Raw genomic sequence first — 17,296 nt, 5'->3', positions numbered from 1 at the left:
CGGGCGCCGGACGGGCCGAACCCGTCCGGCGCCCGCGCTTGTCAGCCCCTCGTTTCAGCCCCGCCAGTCGCGGGCGCGCAGCGGCATGCCGGACGCCCCGTCCTCCGGCGTCCGGACCGCCAGGACCTGGTTCACCCCGATCCGGTTGCGCTCGAAGGACAGCGCCGAGGCCGCCATGTACAGCCGCCACACCCGGGCCCGGCCCGGCGAGGTGAGCCGTACGGCCCGCTTCCAGTGGGCCTCCAGGTTGGCGACCCAGCGGCGCAGCGTGAGGGCGTAGTGCTCGCGGATCGCCTCCACGTCGCGCACCTCGAAGCCCGCCTCTTCCAGTTGGGCGACGGTCCGCCCGACCGGGGCGAGTTCGCCGTCGGGGAAGACGTAGCGGTCGATGAACTCGTCGACGTGGTACGCCTCCTCGTCGGGCTCCGGGCGCCGCGCGATCTGGTGGTTCAGCAGCCGGCCGCCGGGCTTCAGCAGGGCGTGGAGGTCGGCGGCGTACTCGGCGTAGCGCGCGGAGCCGACGTGTTCGGCCATGCCGATCGAGGAGATCGCGTCGTAGGGGCCGTCGGTGACCTCCCGGTAGTCCTGGACCCGGATCTCGACCTGGTCGGTGAGCCCGGCGTCGGCGACGCGCTTACGGGCGTACGCCGCCTGCTCCTGCGAGAGCGTGATGCCGACGGCCCGCACGCCGTACTCGCGCGCCGCGTGCAGCACCATCGAGCCCCAGCCGCAGCCCACGTCCAGCAGCCGCTGGCCGGGTCGGAGCGCCAGCTTGCGGCAGACGAGGTCGAGCTTGGCGCGCTGGGCGTCCTCGAGCGTGGCGCCGTCGGCCTCGGTGCCCTCCCAGTAGGCGCACGAGTAGACCATGGAGGGGCCGAGTACCAGCTCGTAGAAGTCGTTGCCGACGTCGTAGTGGTGGCTGATGGCCTCCTTGTCACGGCGCAGCGTGTGCAGCGGCCCGCGCCACGCCCGGCGCGCCTCCTCGCGGGGCGGGGCCGGCGGCAGCCCGGGCCCGGCGAGGCCGGCCAGGGTGCGGGCGGCGGAGCGCAGCACGGGGTCGCGCAGCGCCTTGAGGGCGGCGGCCGCCTTCGACTGCCGCCCGGAGGAGGCGCCGGCGCGCTCCCACAGCAGTCCGGCCAGCAGGTCCAGCCCCGCGTAGAGATCACCCTCGATGTCGAGGTCGCCGGCCACCCAGGCGCGGGCCAGGCCCAGCTCGCCCGGTTTCCACAGCAGCCTGCGCAGCGCCCTGCGGCGCCGTACGACCAGGACGGGGGCGTGCGGGGGGCCTGTCTCGCTGTGGTCCCAGGCGCGGATCCGGATGGGGAGCGGGGCTCCCAGCACCTCCTCGGCCAGTGCGGCGAGCCGCTGGGCGGCGTCGGGCATGTCAGACACCTCCGTGATGGTGAGTCAGGAAGAAGATTCACTCACCACGTAAACACCATGAGGCCCACCGTACAGTCCCGCCGACACGTCTGGAATCGGCAAAGACCATCCGCTCGCACGCGTGCGGGGGCGGGCGCGCGGGAAACGCCGAAGGGCGTCCGCCCCACGGATGGCGGACGCCCTTCGGCGTTCAGCTGTGCAGAGACCTCAGGAGGCCTTGGCCTTCTCGGCCTGCTTCGCGGCGGCTGCCGCGGAGACCGGGGCGGCCGCCTCGTAGAACTCCTCGCGGGGGTTCTCCATGGCGCCGAGGGAGACGACCTCGCGCTTGAGGAACATGCCCAGCGTCCAGTCGGCGACGACCCGGATCTTGCGGTTGAAGGTCGGCATGGCCATGCCGTGGTAGCCACGGTGCATGTACCAGGCCAGCCGGCCCTTGAGCTTGATCTTGGTCTTGCCGAAGACGATCATCGCGACGCCCTTGTGCAGACCGAGCCCCGCGACCGCACCCTTGTTGGCGTGCTTGTACTCGCGCTGCGGGAAGCCCCGCATGCCCGAGATCACGTTGTCGCCGAGCACCTTGGCCTGGCGCAGCGCGTGCTGGGCGTTCGGCGGGCACCAGGCGCCCTCGCCGGCGGCGAGGTCCGGCACCTGGGCGTTGTCGCCCGCGGCCCAGATGTACTCGGTGCCCCGCACCTGAAGCGTCGGCGCGGTGTCCACGTGGCCGCGGGGGCCGAGCGGGAGGCCGAAGCGGGCGAGCGCCGGGTTCGGCTTGACGCCGGCGGTCCACACGATGGTGTTGGAGTCGACCTCGAGGCCGTTCTTCAGCACGACGTGGCCGTCGATGCAGGAGTCCATCGAGGTGCCGAGGTAGACCTCGATACCGCGCTTCTGGAGGTGCTCCAGGCCCCACTGGCCGAGCTTCGGGCCGACCTCGGGAAGGATCTTGTCAGCGGCGTCGACGAGGACGAAGCGCATGTCCTCGCGCTTCACGTTCGGGTAGTACTTGGCGGCGTCCCGCGCCATGTCCTCGACCTCGCCGATGGTCTCCGCGCCCGCGAAGCCACCGCCGACGAAGACGAAGGTCAGCGCCTTGCGGCGGATCTCCTCATCGGTGGTGGAGTCGGCCTTGTCGAGCTGCTCGAGGACGTGGTTGCGCAGGCCGATGGCCTCCTCGATGCCCTTCATACCGATGCCGTTCTCGGCGAGGCCGGGGATCGGGAAGGTGCGGGAGACGGCGCCGAGAGCGATGACCAGGTAGTCGAAGGGCAGCTCGTACGCCTCGCCGACGAGCGGCTGGATGTTGGCTACCTTGCGGTCCTGGTCGATGGTCGTCACACGGCCGGTGAGGACCTCCGCCTTGGGGAGCACACGCCGCAGCGGGACCACGACGTGGCGCGGAGAGATGCTGCCGGCCGCAGCTTCTGGGAGGAAGGGCTGATACGTCATGTACGAGCGGGGGTCGACGACCGTGACGGTCGCCTCGCCGTACCGCATCTTCTTCAGGATGCGGCGCGCCGCGTACAGACCTACGTATCCACCGCCTACAACGAGGATCCTGGGACGCTCCGTGGTGCTCATGTTTCGAGTATCCAGCACCCCCTGGGGGGTGCCTCGTGAGCCCCTTCACAAGCAAGGTGGGAGGGTCTGCTACACTCCGCCGCCCCCGTGACACACGCCATACCCGTACAGGGGAACCACCAGGTCCGACGGCGCGTTGACAACCCCGCTGATCTGCGCTTGCGACTGAACGCGGCAGTAGACCACCGGCGTTTTCGGAGGGGTCGCCACACGACCGCCACGAGCGCCGGCGGGACCGTCGGGCGGGCACGCCCCCCGAAACGGCCCCCGAACCGGCCCCGGCGGTCGCACCATGCGGCCACCAGGCACCTTTTTCATGTGAAGCTTTTCACGAAGTTTTCTGCGGGCGGGTCTCCACGGGCCCCTCACAGGGGGTCCACACCCCCTCCCGACCCCGTCAGGCGACGCTCCAGGCGATGCCGTCGAGGATGTCGTGCTCGCTCACCACGACCTCCCGGGCCCCGCACCGCTCCATGATCGCCAGCAGTACGAGCGCACCTGAGGCGATCACATCCACCCGGCCCTCGTGCATCACGGGGATGGCCGCCCGCTCGGCGTGTGTGGAGCCGATCAGCTTGTCCGTGATCTCGCGGACCTGGTCGAGGGAGACGCGCGAGTGGTGGATGGCGGCGGAGTCGTACTCCGGCAGCTCCAGCGCGATGCCGGCGACGGTGGTGACCGAGCCCGCCAGCCCGACCAGACTGCCCGCCTCCCGGATCGGCACCGTCTCCTCGACGAGATCCAGGGCCCGCTCGATGTCGGCCCGTATGGCGGTGATCTGATGGACCGTCGGCGGATCGGTGATCCGTCCGTCCACGACCAGATGGCGCTCGGTCATCCGCACACAGCCGATGTCCACGCTGCGCGCGGCCCGCACATGGTCGTCGCCGACCACGAACTCGGTCGAGCCGCCGCCGATGTCCACCACCAGATACGGCCGCGCGAACCCCTCACGGTCGGTCAGCTCCTTGGTGGCGCCCGTGAAGGAGAACTCCGCCTCCTGGTCGCCGCTGATCACCTCGGGCTCCACGCCCAGGATCTCCACGACTCCGCGCACGAACTCGTCGCGGTTCTCGGCGTCGCGGGAGGCGGAGGTGGCGACGAAGCGGACCCGCTCCACGCCGAGCCCGCCGATCACCTCCGCGTACTCACGGCAGGCCGCGAAGGTGCGCTCCAGGGCCTCGGGGGCCAGCCGCCCGGTGCGGTCCACGCCCTGGCCGAGCCGGACGATCCGCATCCGGCGGTCGAGCTCGGTGATCCGGCCGGTGGCCGGGTCGGCGTCGGCCACCAGCAGCCGGATCGAGTTGGTGCCGCAGTCCACGGCCGCGACGCGGGTCATGCTCTCTCCCCCGCGCTCTTCTCCCCGCTCTTCTCCCCGCTCTTTTCCGCGCTCTTTTCCGCATCCGCCGCCCCGCCGCACGGTGCCACGCACGGCCCCTTCGCCCACCACGTGGGCAGCATGGCGAGGGCCTCGTCCCCGAGCGGGTTGACCCCCGGGCCCGCGGCGAGGGAGTGGGCGACGAGGACATGCAGACACTTGACCCGGTCCGGCATCCCGCCCGCGCTCGGAAAGCCCTCCAGCACCTCGATCGCGTCACGGCGCGCGAGGTAGTCCTCGTGGGCCGCCCGGTAGGCGTCGGCCAGTTCGGGGTCGGTCGCCAGCCGGGCCGTCATCTCCTTCATCACGCCCTCGGCCTCCAGCGTGCCGATCGCGGAAGCGGCGCGCGGGCAGGTCAGGTAGTAGACGGTCGGGAAGGGCGAGCCGTCCTCGAGCCGCGGCGCGGTCTCGACGACGTCCGGATTGCCGCAGGGGCAGCGGTGCGCGACGGCGCGCAGCCCGCGCGGGAGGCGGTTCAGCTGCTCCTTGACGGCGGCGATGTCCGCGTCGGTGGGCGCGGTGGGTTCCGTCTGCGGAGGGGGCGTGTCCATGGCTCGGAAGTTCTCTTCGATCGGTTCGGGGCCGGTCGCCTCCGGCGGCCGGTTCTTCGGTCAGCGCTTCGCGCGGCCCGCGGCGTCTGTGGCGTCTGCGTTGTCTGCGGCGTCGACGCTTTCCCACATGTTGCTGTACCAGGGGCGGCCGGCCGCGCTCTGGTCGGACGAGCGCTCGGCCTTGCCGCTGCCGTCGACCACGCTGTAGCCGGTCTCCCCCGGCAGCGTGAAGTGCAGCCGCTCGCGGGCCTGCTGCTCGATATACGCGGGGTCCTGGAGCCTGGCCTTCTCCTCGCGCAGCTGCTTGACGGCCTCGCGCTCGTTCTGGGCCTGGCGCCGCTGGTCGGAGATGTCCGAGCGCTGCGAGATGTACTGCCGCATCGGGTAGGCGAGGGCCACCACGAGCGAGCAGACGACCAGCGCGAGCAGCGCGGCCCGGCCGGTGAGCCGGCTGCGGCGGCGTCGGATGCGGGCGCGGTAGACACGGGCGGCGGCCTGCTCGCCGAGCGCCCTGAGCCTGGTCGCGGTGGAGAACCGATCCCGATCCGCCGGCACGTCGCCTCCCCGGTTGTGACTTCGCTACGTACGCCGTCCCCGGCCACGGTACGGGACCGGGGCCGGGGACGTGCGTCAGGCGGCGCCTGCCAGTCAGGTGCGGCTGTCAGGCGACGCGACTGCCAGGTCGGGGCGGTTCAGCCCTTGAAGCGCGGGAAGGCGGAGCGGCCCGCGTACACCGCCGCGTCGTCGAGGATCTCCTCGATGCGCAGCAGCTGGTTGTACTTGGCCACGCGCTCGGAGCGGGCGGGGGCGCCGGTCTTGATCTGGCCGCAGTTGGTGGCGACGGCCAGGTCCGCGATGGTGACGTCCTCGGTCTCACCGGAGCGGTGCGACATCATGCACTTGAAGCCGTTGCGCTGGGCCAGCTCGACGGCGTCCAGGGTCTCGGTCAGCGAGCCGATCTGGTTGACCTTGACCAGCAGCGAGTTCGCGGTGCCGCTCTCGATGCCGCGGGCCAGCCGCTCCGGGTTGGTGACGAACAGGTCGTCGCCGACCAGCTGGACCCGGTCACCGAGCTGGTCGGTGATCGTCTTCCAGCCGTCCCAGTCCTCCTCGTTCAGCGGGTCCTCGATGGAGACCAGCGGGTACGCGTCGACCAGCTCCGCGTAGTACGCGGTCATCTCGGCGGCGCTGCGCGACTGGCCCTCGAAGGTGTAGGAGCCGTCCTTGTAGAACTCGGAGGCGGCGACGTCGAGCGCCAGCGCGATGTCCTGGCCCGGCTGGTAGCCGGCCTTCTTGATCGCCTCGACGATCAGGTCCAGGGCGTCGCGGTTGGAGTTCAGGTTCGGGGCGAAGCCGCCCTCGTCGCCGAGGCCGGTGGACAGGCCCCGCTCCTTCAGCACGGACTTCAGGGTGTGGTAGACCTCGGTGCCCCAGCGCAGCGCCTCGGAGAAGGACTCGGCGCCGATCGGCGCGATCATGAACTCCTGGATGTCCACGTTGGAGTCGGCGTGCGAGCCGCCGTTGAGGATGTTCATCATCGGGACCGGCAGGAGGTGGGCGTTCGGGCCGCCCAGGTACCGGAAGAGCGGGAGGTCGGAGGCCTCGGAGGCGGCGTGCGCGACCGCGAGCGAGACACCGAGGATGGCGTTGGCGCCGAGCGAGGACTTGTCCGGGGTGGCGTCCAGGTCGAACATCGCCTGGTCGATCAGGCGCTGCTCGGTGGCGTCGTAGCCGACGAGCTCCGGACCGATCTGCTCGATGACGGCGAGGACGGCCTTCTCGACGCCCTTGCCGCCGTAACGGTTCTTGTCGCCGTCGCGGAGTTCAAGGGCCTCGAAGGCACCGGTGGAGGCACCGGAGGGCACGGCGGCACGGCCGGTGCTGCCGTCGTCGAGGCCGACCTCGACCTCGACCGTGGGGTTGCCTCGCGAGTCGAGGATCTCGCGAGCTACGACGACGTCGATGGACGGCACGAGGATCTCCTTCGTATGGGTCTGTGGTTCTGCAGCACGAGCCTAACGGGCCCGGGGGGCCCACCCGACGAAGCCCCGGCGGGGCGCGCCTCGCGTGGGGGGGGCGGCGCACCCGGCCGGGGCCGTCTTCGGGGGTGTCGGGGTCGAGGGGGGCCGGGGTGGGGGAGGCCCGGCGGGGAGGGTCAGGAAAGGTGGAGCTGCTGGCCCGGGTAGATCAGGTTGGCGTCCTCGACGATGTCCTTGTTCAGCTCGAAGAGCTTCTTCCAGCCGCCCTCGACGTGGCGCGCATCGGCGATCTTGGAGAGGGTGTCACCGGACTTGACCTTGTACTCGCCGTCGCCCTTCTTGACCGCGTGGCGGGCCTGCCCGCGCCCGGCGTGCTCGTCCTCGCCGCGGGGCTGCGCCTTCGGCGCGGCCGGCTGCGCGGGCTTGGCAGCCGGCTTGGCGGGCTGGGCCGGCTTCGCGGGCTGGGTCGTGGTGGTGGCGGGGGTCGGGGTGCCCGTGGTGGTCAGGCCCGTGCCGCAGACCGGCCAGGCGCCCTTGCCCTGCCCGGCCAGGACCTTCTCGGCTATCTGGATCTGCTGGTCCTTGGTGGCCAGGTCGGCGCGGGGCGCGAAGGCCGTGCCGCCGTACGCGGCCCAGGTGGAGTTGGTGAACTGGAGGCCGCCGTAGAAGCCGTTACCCGTGTTGATCGACCAGTTGCCGCCGGACTCGCACTGCGCGACCGTGTCCCACTGAGCGGTGGTCGCGGCCGATGCGGAGGTGGCCCCCAGGAGCGGTGCGGCGACGGCCGCACCTGCGATGCCGGCGAGCGCGGCGATGCGGGTGACCTTGGAGGGACGGCGGTGCTTACCCTTGTCGTTACGCATGTTCGTTCCTCACCGACGCCTACGAGGTGAGCTGTCGGGTTCGGGCCATGTGAGTTGCCCGGCCGGGTGCGGCTGACCGCACCTTGGCTTCACCCCGAGCCGAACGAGCCCGTCTCCGGGCCGCTACGGCGCCTACCTTGGTTCCCCCGCTCCTGCCTTCGGCGCTGACGCGTCGGGTTCCCCCCGACCGCCGGCAGGACTCGGCGTGACGATCGACGGTGCCCGCGGTGGCGAGCGGAAAGACGTTAAACACACCTTCCGACGAGGTTCAAACCCCGACATCCCAGCGAATGAGGCGGTATCCGCACCCAGCCGTCCCACATCTACGCAGGTGAGGCCGGGTGCGGAAAGATCGGACAGCTGACACACGCCGGGCGATGTGACGAGATGTATGTCTCACCGCCGCCAGATCGGGCAATTCACCCCGAACTGCCGCTATCTGGCGCTGAGATCGAGACGCTGACCAGGGTGAACGAGGTCCGGGTCGGTTCCGAGGAGGGTTTCATCGGCCCCGTAGAGCTCGGCCCACCCTCCATCCGCCTCCTGGTCGTCCGCGATGTCTGACAGGTTGTCACCGCCGCGCACGGCGTTGTCCGCGCGCCCGAGGGGCGGAAGGGGCGTCTCGGTGCGCTCCGCACCGTCGCGCGAAGCGTGGCGCCCCGAGGACCGGGCGTCGTCGTCCACCGCGTCTCCGGACTCCTGCTCCCGGGCGTCGGGCGCACCGCGGTGGCGGCCGGTGGAGGTGGAGGAGTCCTCGCCCTTCGCGTCGCCCTCGTCGGACGCGGAGCCGCCCTCCTCGCGGGATGTCTCGTCGGCGGCGTCGCCGGACTTCCCGTCCTTCTCGCCGGACTTGCCGTCGGCGGTCGCGGAGGGATCCGGCTTACCGGCCTTGTCGGACGTATCGGATTCTCCAGAACTACCGGAGTTACCAGGACTATCAGAACTATCGGACTGATCGCCCCGATCGGAGTTATCGGACGATTCACCCGTCGTCGAGTCGTCGATCCCCGTGGGCTCCTTCGACCCCTTGGCCCCCGGCGCGCCCTTCCCGCCGGGGTCCACCTCCAGCACGTCGCCGAGGCCGGCGAGCCCGGCGCCCAGCGCACAGCTCGGCCAGGCGTCCGGGCCGCGGTCGCCGAGGATCGCCTGGGCGATGGCTATCTGCTGGGAGCGGCTGGCGAGGTCGGGGCGTGGGGCGTACTGCTGGCCGCCGTACTTCTTCCACATGTCCAAGGTGATCTGAAGACCGCCATAGAAGCCATTGCCTCCGTTGGCGCTCCACATCCCTCCGCTCTCGCACTCGGCGACGCGGTCCCAGGTGTGGGTGTCCGCGGCCTGGGCGCTGACGGCGCCGAAGAGGGGCATGGCGATGCCCGCGCCCGTCACCCCCGCGGCGACCACGATTGCCGGGGCCTGGCGGGGGCGGCGGTGTCGACCGTTCCCGGAGCGCATGGGTTCTGCCTCTCGTGTGGCGGCTGAGTCGTCGGTTGAACATAGCGACGCCATCTGATCATCACAAGCAGATGTATCCCAGGTCACGCAGTGATCACGCGGCTGAGGTTATGTCACATATGCCGGGCCCTAAAGGCGTTGTTAGGCCTCGAACGGGGCACCACCCCGGTCCGTCGGGCCCCAGGTCACGGGCAGTTCGCGCAGCCCGCGCATGATCAGGCCGCCGCGTCGGCGGACCTCCTCCGGGTCCACCGCGAGCCGCAGGTCGGGCAGGCGGCGCAGCAGGGTGCCGATGGCGGTCCGGGCCTCCAGCCGGGCCAGTGGTGCGCCCAGGCAGTAATGGATGCCGTGACCGTAACCGAGGTGCTGGTTGTCGGTGCGGGAGAGGTCGAGCACATCGGGTGAGTCGAAGCGCTCGGGGTCGCGGTTGGCGGCGGCGAGCACCACCAGCACCGGCTCGCCCGCGGCGATCCGCTGCCCACCGATCACCACGGGCTCGGTGGCGAACCGCCAGGTCGCGATCTCCACCGGCCCGTCATAGCGGAGCAGTTCCTCGACGCCGGTCGCCAACAGCCCCTCGTCCCCTTCATAGGCGGCCCGCCGCAGCCGGTCACACTGGGCGGGGTCGCGCAGCAGCGCATAGGTGCCATTGCCGATGAGGTTGACGGTCGTTTCGAAACCCGCGAACAACAGCACGAAGCACATGGCCGCGGCCTCGTTCTCGGTGAGCTGCTCGCCGTGGTCGCTGGCCCGGATCAGCCCGGAGATCAGGTCGTCGGCCTTACCCCCGTCAGCCGCGCGCAGCGACTCCCGCTTGCGGTGGATGAGGTCGGAGAGATAGGCGCGGATCCGCTTCACCGCCCGGGCCACCCCGCCGCGCGGCCCGCCGCCGTGCCGGATCATCATCCCGGCCCAGTCCCGGAAGTCGTCCTGGTCCTCGCGGGGGACGCCCAGCAGATCGCAGATGGCGTAGATGGGCAGCGGGAAGGCGAACTCATGGATCAGGTCCGCCTCTCCTCTTATCCGGAAGCCGTCGATGAGGCGGTCGGTCAGCTCCTGGACGCGCGGGGCGAAAGCCGCCACGCGGCGGGGGGTGAACGCCTTGGACACCAGCCGCCGCAGCCGGGTGTGGTCGGGCGGGTCGATATTGAGCAGATGTGTCATGAGGTCCGCGCTGCGCTCGCCCGGGATGCCGACCTTGCCCTTGGCGTGCGCGGCCTCGCTGTGGTGAATCGGATTCTTCGACAGCCGGGGATCGGCGAGCGTGGCCCGCGCGTCGGCGTAACGGGTCACCAGCCATGCGTCGACGCCGCTGGGCAGAGTGGTCCGGTGGACGGGGGCGTGTTCCCGCAGCCAGGCGTACGCGGGATACGGATCGGCGGCGAACTCCCAGCTGAAAAGGGCGGGGGAGCAGGCGGGGTGGGGCTGGTCTGACACCCCCCGACAATACGGCAAGGCACCGGAATCCCTGATTCCGTAGAAAAAGGGCATAAACACCGGGCGTTTATCCGATGCGTGTACGAATGCCCGGCCACCCGCTCCAGCACAGCGCGATTTGGCCGATATCAGACCGCCACCGCACGTCCGGCGGCGGCCTCGGCGCGCACCGCCCCGCGATGTCCTGCCGCGCTCGGCCACCCCGGTGAACGGGGAGCGAAGAGCACGTGGCTGAATCAGCGTCAGGTATGCGAATGGGACGGAGGCACATGCACGTCGGCCCCTGACCCTGGTGATACGATCACCGCGCTTGCCAGGCGAGCCATGGGCGCGTACACACGCGGCGATCCGGCAAAAAGCCGAAAAGGGTCATCACTCTGAGGAGCATTATGCCGCCAGTCGGGCATGTGGAGCCGATCCGGCAGACCGACGCCCCCGCACTGGCGCCGTGCAGACGGGCGCGCTGCCCTCGGGCCGAGCGGGCACCGTCCGGGCACTGACTCGCCGCCGCCCAGATGAGAATTCGGAACGCATCGTACGAAACCTTTTCAGTCCCTGGCGGTCTAGTCGTTTAAAGAGAGTCTCATGACGCAATACATACAGGATCCAGCGCTCTGGGCTCTGATCGTTGGTACTCCTCTCGCCGCAACCGCCATATTCCGCGGGCGAAAGGCGCGCACAAAGCTCGTCAACGAGAAGACCGAGCTCCAGAATCGCTATACCGAGCTCGAAAGCAATTATTCGGCAGCGGTACAGGAAGCCCATACCCGCGCGGAAGAGGCCACGAAGAGCGCGCTGAAGTCCGCGATGCGCACGCTCCAGGGTCTCGCCAACGAGCAGCAGCTGGCGATCTCCAAGACGCAGGAGAAGTACGGGGAGCACTACATGCTCCAGGACCTCCTCGAGATCGACCACATGAACTCACAGTTCGGTCGGCGTGCCCAGTCCATCGCGGTGCTCTGTGACGGCTGGCTCGGCCGTCAGCGCTCCGTCGCCTCGGTGTACGACGTGGTCCGCAGCGCGAAGGGCCGTATCCGCCACTACACGCGCGTCGAGATCCGTTCCCAGTCCAATTTCGCGGTGGTCAGCCGCGCCGTCGAACCGGTCGCGCTGGCGCTGGCCGAACTGCTGGACAACGCGACCAGCTACTCGGCGCCGGACTCCCCGATCGACATCACGATCCGCACCGTGCCCAAGGGCGTCTGCATCATCATCGATGACGCCGGTGTCGGTATGAACGAGGAAGAGAAGAACAGAGCCGACGAGCTGCTGGCTTCCAAGCGCGCGTCGGGTGTCACGGGCCTGGGGAACCCCCCGCAGTTCGGTTTCGCGGTCATCGGCGTGCTCGCGGCCCGATACGGCTTCACTGTCTCCGTGGATTCGGCCTCTCCCTACGGTGGTGTGCGCGCGGTGGTACTTCTGCCCGAGGACCTTCTCACCAACATGCCCGAGCCGGAGGAGCCTCCGGCGACCGCCTCGCCCGCCGGCAGGCACGCCGAGGAGGCTCCCGCCGAGCCCTCCACAACCGGGGGCCTGCCCAAACGCCGGCGCAAGGGCTCGATCTCCATCGTGCCGAAAGCGGACTTCACACCCGGCGGGGCCCGGTCCAGCGAGGAGACCGCCTCGATCATGGGCGCCTTCCAGCGCGGCACTCAGTCCGGCCGCTCCGCAAACCCGAGCAGGGAAGGGCACGATCTTTCGTGAACAACGATCTGTCATGGATGCTTGAGAGCGCCCTGGAGGTACCGGGCGCCCGTCATGCGCTCCTGGTCTCCGCCGACGGTCTGCTGATGGCCCGCTCCAAAGATGTCGAGAAGGACGAGGCCGACTCGATCGCCGCGGCGATGAGCGGCATTCAGTCGCTGAGCCGCACGATGTCCAGCTTCTGCGGCGACCCCCGGATGAGCTGGCGTCAGACGCTGGTGGAGTTCGACGGCGGCTGGGTCTTTCTGATCTCCGCCGGAGAAGGCGCCTATCTGGCCGTCTCGTCCGCCCCCGACGTCGACATGGCGGACATCACCTTCCGGATGCAGCAGCTTGTCGGCCAGCTCGGCAAGGCCCTCAGCACACCGCCTCGAGAGAGCACAAGTATTCAGGCATGATTACACCGGGTGAGCAAGAGCCAGAGGCCGCACCCTTAGTGCGACCGTACGTCATCACCAACGGTCGCGGATTGCCGGACAATGACCAGTTCAATCTGATCACGCTGGTCACCGCCTCCGAACAACGGCCGCCCAGCCATTACGACCCGGAGAAGCGCCGCCTGTTGGACCTGTGTGGCGGAGGCTACCTCTCGGTTGCCGAAATCGCGGGCCACCTGGGACTTCCCATCGGCATCGTGAAGGTTTTGCTGTCCGATCTCTCCTCGGACGGCTATCTCGTCACACGCGCCCCGGCACCTCCCGCCCAACTCGTCGACGTATCGGTCCTTCAGGAGGTACTGGATGGTCTCCAGGCCCGCTTCGGATGAGGACGTCTATCTGCGCAACAATGTGCAGATAGCCGCCAAGATCCTGGTGGTGGGGCATTTCGCCGTGGGCAAGACGACCTTCATCGGCACCATGTCGGAGATTCCCCCGCTGCGTACCGAGGAAACCATGACGCAGGCGGCGGCTCACGTCGACGACCTGCGCGGTGTCCAGGGCAAGACCACGACCACCGTGGCCATGGACTTCGGTCGGCTCACCCTCAGCGACCGACTTGTCCTGTATCTGTTCGGAACCCCCGGACAGCAGCGCTTCGTCCAGGTCTGGGAGGACATGACCCGCGGCGCCCTCGGGGCGTTGGTGCTGGTCGACCCCGAGCGTCTCAAGGAGTCCTTCGACGTCATCGACCTGGTCGAACAGTACGGGCTCCCCTACGCGATATCCGTCAACCACTTCGACGGCACGCCGGCCCGCTCCGACGACGAGCTGCGTGAGGCTCTCGACCTGCTGCCGGAGACCCCGGTCGTCACCTGTGACGCACGCGACACGAAGTCATCGGCCAACGCACTGATCACGCTCGTGCGCTATCTGCAGGACCGTGCCCGCTAGGAGCAACAATGAACAACCAATCGGCCTTCTCCGAACCACCACCCGGCTGCCCCGCACACAACAGCGGTCGGCGAGTGCCCATGTACGGGCCCGAGTTCGCGGCCGATCCCCAGGCGTTCTACACCCATATGCGCCAGTACGGGCCGACCGCGCCGGTCGAGCTCGCCCCCGGCGTGGACGCCACCCTCGTCACGGACTACGCGGCGGCGCTGCAGCTGCTGCAGAACCCCGACACCTTCCGGAAGGACTCGCGCCGCTGGCGCGACCTGAACGAGGGCAAGGTGGCGCCGAACAACCCGGTGCTGCCCATGCTGGCCTACCGGCCGAACGCGCTGTTCACCGATGGCGCGGAGCATCTGCGGCTGCGCCAGGCGGTGACGGACAGCCTCGCCGGTGTGGACGCCCACTGGCTCAGCCGTCAGGTCGAGCGCGTCTCCTCGTATCTCATCAGCCAGTTCAGCGCCCTCGGCGAGGCCGACCTGCTGAACGACTACGCCAAGATGCTGCCGCTGCTGGTGTTCAACGAGCTCTTCGGCTGCTCGCCGTCGATCGGTGACCGGCTGGTCATCGGCACCTCCGGCATCTTCGACGCCAGCATGGACGCCGAGAAGGCGAACGAGGAGCTCACCCAGGCCCTGATCGAGCTGGTCGCCCTCAAGCGGCGGCAGCCGGGCGACGACGTCACCTCGCGGCTGATGGCCCACCCGGCCAAGCTGACCGACGAGGAGATGATCCATCAGCTGGTCATGCTCATCAGCGCCGGTACGGAACCCCAGCGGAACCTGATCGCCAACGGTCTGTACCTGCTGCTGTGCGACGAGAAGCACGCCGGCGGTTCGCAGGCCGGCGGGCTCCTGGTCCAGGACGTCATCGACGACGTCCTGTGGAACAGCCCGCCCATGGCCAACTACGCCCCGCATTACCCGGTGTACGACGTCGAGCTCGGCGGCAACCTGCTCAAGGCGGGCGACCTCGTAGTGATCAGCTTCGCCGCCGCGAACACCGACCCCGCGCTGTCCTCCTCGCGGCAGGTCCTCAGCAAGCGTGCCCACCTGGCCTGGAGCGCCGGTCCGCACGCATGCCCGGCCAAGGACCCTGCCCAGCTCATCGCGGTGTCGGCCATCGAGAACCTGCTCAACCAGCTGCCGGATGTCGAACTGGCCGTGCCCGTTGAGAGCCTGGCCTGGCGGCCCGGCCCCTTCCACCGGGCCCTCACCTCGCTTCCGGCCCGCTTCGCCCCGGTCCGCGCCCAGCAGCCCTCGATGATGACTCCCGCCCCGCAGGCCGGCCCCGCGGTCACCCCCGCGGCCGCGCCCCAGACACGCTCCCGGGGCAAGGCGCAGAAGAGCAGCGCGTGGAGCTCCTTCCTCGCCTGGTGGAAGTCGTGATCTTGCCCACAATTCGAACCAGTTTCCGTATGAATGGATGTTCAATCGTGCGGGTAGGACGTATCGCGAATTCGCGCGGACTGATCCGTTCCGGTCAATTACGCGACTTACTGTGACCCCAACCGGGGTGCTGCCCAGAAGGAGTGGTTGTGGAACCTACCGCCGCCAGCACCATTGTTGACCGACGTTCTATGGTTTCACTCATATCCCGCCTACGAGCTTCCCGGGGGCAGGCGAACCCTTACCCCATCTACGCCGAACTCAGGGCGATGGGCGACGTCGTGCCCGCGCCCTGGAACGGCTACCTCTTGCTGTCTCACGAACTGTGCGACCAGGTCCTCCGAAGCAAGACATGGGCCACCTTCGACGCCGAGTGGCGGGCGCGCCAGGGCGATGGAAATCGCTGGAACGCGCCCGCCTCACGTCAATTGAGCAAAACTCTCCAGGGACTCAATCCGCCGTTCCACACCCAGCAGCGGCGCGCCCTTGGCAATGTATTCGACCGCTCCACGCTGTCCGGTCTGCAGCCCTTTGTCGCGCAGACCGTCGAAGACCTTCTGGACCGGCTTTCCGACCGGCTGCGCACGGCCGGTGAGGCCGATTTCGCCACCCTGGTCGGCGAGGAGCTGCCGGTGGCCACCATCAGCCACTGGCTGAAACTGCCCGCGGCCGACCACGCCCTGCTCAGGGAGCTCACCCACGGCCAGGCATATGCCCAGGAACTACTCCCCTCGGCGAGCCAGCTGGCCCAGGCCAATATCGCCGCCGAAGGTCTGCGCGAGTACTTCACCGCGGTGGTCGCCGAGCGCAGGCGCTCCCTCGGCGACGACGCCCTCTCGCGCTGGATCCGCACCTGGGACGAGCTCGAACCGGACCGCGAGGTCGCTGACGAAACGCTTTACCACCTGGTGATGTTCATCGTCATCGCCTCCCTGGAGACCACCTCCACCCTGCTGTCGAACATGGTCTGGCTGCTCGACCAGCATCCACGGCAGCGGGCTTGGCTGCTGGACCACCCCGCGGCCGCCCCGAACGCCGTCGAAGAGGTCCTGCGTTACGATCCCCCCATTCATCTGACCACCCGCGTCGCCACGGAGGACACCTATCTCTCCGGAATTCGAATAGAGCGGGACGAGGTAGTACATGTCATGATCGCGGCAGCCAATCATGACCCGGCCCAATTCGCCGATCCGGACAGCTTCGACATCGGACGCACGGCCGCCCACCTCGGTTTCGGCGGCGGGATTCATTACTGCATCGGAGCCGCACTCGCCCGGCTCGAGGCGACCGAACTGCTCCAGGGCCTCAACCGCCGTTTTCCGACCCTGCGCGTCACCACACCGCCCCTCTGGGAACCCCGTATGGCATTCCGTCGACTCACCGCGCTCCATGTCGCCGAACGCTGAGCAGCGGGAAGAGGGAAACACCGTGTCGCTCAAGTCTCTGTACGTCACCCACGACGGCCCCGTGGTGCAGGTACGGTTCAACACCCCGGAAAACGGAAACGCCATCACGGACCGCGTGCTGGACGATCTGCTCGCGGTGCTCGGCGCCGTGCACGACCGCCCCGATATCCGCGTGGTCGTCCTCTCCGGGGCCGGCGCCAATTTCTGCGCGGGCGGCGACCGCAGGGAATACGCCGAACAGCTCGCCACGGATTCCACCGGCGCCGGGCTGCGGACCACCGGCGGCAAGGCCCGCCGGGTGTGCGACGCCCTGGCCACCACGAGCGCCGTCACCATCGCCCGGCTGCACGGCCAGGTCATCGGCGCCGGGCTGGCCCTGGCGCTCTTCTGCGATCTGCGCGTCGGGGCGGACGACTGCCGCTTCCGGCTGCCGGAGCTCGCCCTGGGCCTCCCGGCCGCCTGGGGAGGCTCGCTGCCCCGCCTGCTCCAGGAGGCGGGAGCCGCCCGGATCCGCGAACTGATCCTGACCGGCGCCGGGTTCGACGCGGTCCAGGCAGAGCGGCTGTCGGTGCTCCACCGGGTCGTCCCGGAGGCCGAGCTGGACCGTGTGGTCGACGAGTGGACCCGGCCCGTCGTCCGCCGCTCCGCCGCGGCGCTACGGGTCACCAAGACGCTGCTGAACTCCTACGCGTCCAGCAGCCGGCTCGCCGACACCAGCCTGCTGGACGCCGAGCTCATGGCATCGGTGATCGCCGCCGGACGGGAGGCGGGCGCCTGACCTGCCTGCGGGCCCCGCGACGGCAGGGGCCTCGCGACGGCAGGGCAGCGCGGCGCGCCGAGCGTGGC

At 69.4% G+C, this 17,296-nt stretch carries 16 protein-coding genes and 1 riboswitch; of the genes, 7 read left to right on the top strand and 9 right to left on the bottom strand.

All coding sequences use genetic code 11. The features are described 5' to 3' along the window. Window positions 1-54: 54 nt before the first annotated feature. The 9 genes from ACWY4P_RS31655 to ACWY4P_RS31615 form a co-directional block, all read right to left on the bottom strand. Window positions 55-1,383, bottom strand: coding sequence for a class I SAM-dependent methyltransferase (locus ACWY4P_RS31655; RefSeq protein WP_456213128.1), 1,329 nt, complete (start codon window positions 1,381-1,383; stop codon window positions 55-57). Window positions 1,384-1,590: 207 nt separating this feature from the next. Further along, window positions 1,591-2,961 carry an NAD(P)/FAD-dependent oxidoreductase gene (locus ACWY4P_RS31650; protein ID WP_456203885.1) on the bottom strand — a complete coding sequence of 457 codons (1,371 nt, stop codon included), beginning with the start codon at window positions 2,959-2,961 and terminating at the stop codon, window positions 1,591-1,593. Window positions 2,962-3,358: 397 nt separating this feature from the next. Then, the gene (locus ACWY4P_RS31645) at window positions 3,359-4,300 is read right to left on the bottom strand and encodes a Ppx/GppA phosphatase family protein (RefSeq protein WP_456203884.1); all 942 of its coding nucleotides are present in this window, start codon (window positions 4,298-4,300) and stop codon (window positions 3,359-3,361) included. Continuing rightward, complete coding sequence (locus tag ACWY4P_RS31640; protein ID WP_456203883.1) at window positions 4,297-4,890, bottom strand: DUF501 domain-containing protein; 594 nt, start codon at window positions 4,888-4,890, stop codon at window positions 4,297-4,299. Before ACWY4P_RS31640 ends, ACWY4P_RS31645 begins: the two co-directional genes overlap by 4 nt. A 60-nt stretch (window positions 4,891-4,950) precedes the next feature. Beyond that, window positions 4,951-5,445: an FtsB family cell division protein gene (locus ACWY4P_RS31635; RefSeq protein WP_456203882.1), complete on the bottom strand. Its 495-nt coding sequence runs from the start codon at window positions 5,443-5,445 to the stop codon at window positions 4,951-4,953. Window positions 5,446-5,582: 137 nt separating this feature from the next. After that, window positions 5,583-6,863 (bottom strand): phosphopyruvate hydratase, encoded by a 1,281-nt coding sequence (gene eno, locus ACWY4P_RS31630; protein ID WP_456203881.1) that lies wholly within the window; start codon window positions 6,861-6,863, stop codon window positions 5,583-5,585. 182 nt (window positions 6,864-7,045) lie between these two features. Beyond that, window positions 7,046-7,732: a transglycosylase family protein gene (locus tag ACWY4P_RS31625; RefSeq protein ID WP_456203880.1), complete on the bottom strand. Its 687-nt coding sequence runs from the start codon at window positions 7,730-7,732 to the stop codon at window positions 7,046-7,048. A 1-nt stretch (window position 7,733) separates the two neighbouring features. After that, window positions 7,734-7,906, bottom strand: a riboswitch (cyclic di-AMP (ydaO/yuaA leader). Between the two features lie 261 nt (window positions 7,907-8,167). Next, window positions 8,168-9,133, bottom strand: coding sequence for a transglycosylase family protein (locus tag ACWY4P_RS31620; protein ID WP_456203879.1), 966 nt, complete (start codon window positions 9,131-9,133; stop codon window positions 8,168-8,170). Between the two features lie 192 nt (window positions 9,134-9,325). Further along, on the bottom strand, window positions 9,326-10,621 hold the full coding sequence (locus tag ACWY4P_RS31615) for a cytochrome P450 family protein (protein ID WP_456203878.1): 1,296 nt from the start codon (window positions 10,619-10,621) through the stop codon (window positions 9,326-9,328). A 585-nt stretch (window positions 10,622-11,206) separates the two neighbouring features. Here ACWY4P_RS31615 and ACWY4P_RS31610 point away from each other — a divergent pair. From ACWY4P_RS31610 to ACWY4P_RS31580, 7 genes are all read left to right on the top strand, one after another. After that, on the top strand, window positions 11,207-12,325 hold the full coding sequence (locus ACWY4P_RS31610; RefSeq protein WP_456203877.1) for a sensor histidine kinase: 1,119 nt from the start codon (window positions 11,207-11,209) through the stop codon (window positions 12,323-12,325). Next, on the top strand, window positions 12,322-12,723 hold the full coding sequence (locus tag ACWY4P_RS31605; RefSeq protein WP_456203875.1) for a roadblock/LC7 domain-containing protein: 402 nt from the start codon (window positions 12,322-12,324) through the stop codon (window positions 12,721-12,723). The genes ACWY4P_RS31610 and ACWY4P_RS31605 overlap by 4 nt, the downstream gene beginning before the upstream one ends. Further along, window positions 12,720-13,091, top strand: a complete 372-nt coding sequence (locus tag ACWY4P_RS31600) for a DUF742 domain-containing protein (RefSeq protein ID WP_319695934.1) — start codon at window positions 12,720-12,722, stop codon at window positions 13,089-13,091. Before ACWY4P_RS31605 ends, ACWY4P_RS31600 begins: the two co-directional genes overlap by 4 nt. Beyond that, window positions 13,066-13,656 (top strand): GTP-binding protein, encoded by a 591-nt coding sequence (locus ACWY4P_RS31595; protein WP_456203874.1) that lies wholly within the window; start codon window positions 13,066-13,068, stop codon window positions 13,654-13,656. The genes ACWY4P_RS31600 and ACWY4P_RS31595 overlap by 26 nt, the downstream gene beginning before the upstream one ends. A gap of 8 nt (window positions 13,657-13,664) precedes the next feature. Next, on the top strand, window positions 13,665-15,044 hold the full coding sequence (locus ACWY4P_RS31590) for a cytochrome P450 (RefSeq protein ID WP_456203873.1): 1,380 nt from the start codon (window positions 13,665-13,667) through the stop codon (window positions 15,042-15,044). Between the two features lie 269 nt (window positions 15,045-15,313). Continuing rightward, window positions 15,314-16,450: a cytochrome P450 gene (locus tag ACWY4P_RS31585; RefSeq protein ID WP_456203872.1), complete on the top strand. Its 1,137-nt coding sequence runs from the start codon at window positions 15,314-15,316 to the stop codon at window positions 16,448-16,450. Continuing rightward, on the top strand, window positions 16,434-17,228 hold the full coding sequence (locus ACWY4P_RS31580; RefSeq protein ID WP_456203871.1) for an enoyl-CoA hydratase/isomerase family protein: 795 nt from the start codon (window positions 16,434-16,436) through the stop codon (window positions 17,226-17,228). The genes ACWY4P_RS31585 and ACWY4P_RS31580 overlap by 17 nt, the downstream gene beginning before the upstream one ends. Window positions 17,229-17,296: the final 68 nt, after the last annotated feature.

This window comes from Streptomyces sp. LZ34, assembly GCF_053890475.1.
This window is presented reverse-complemented; position numbering and strand designations above follow the sequence as displayed.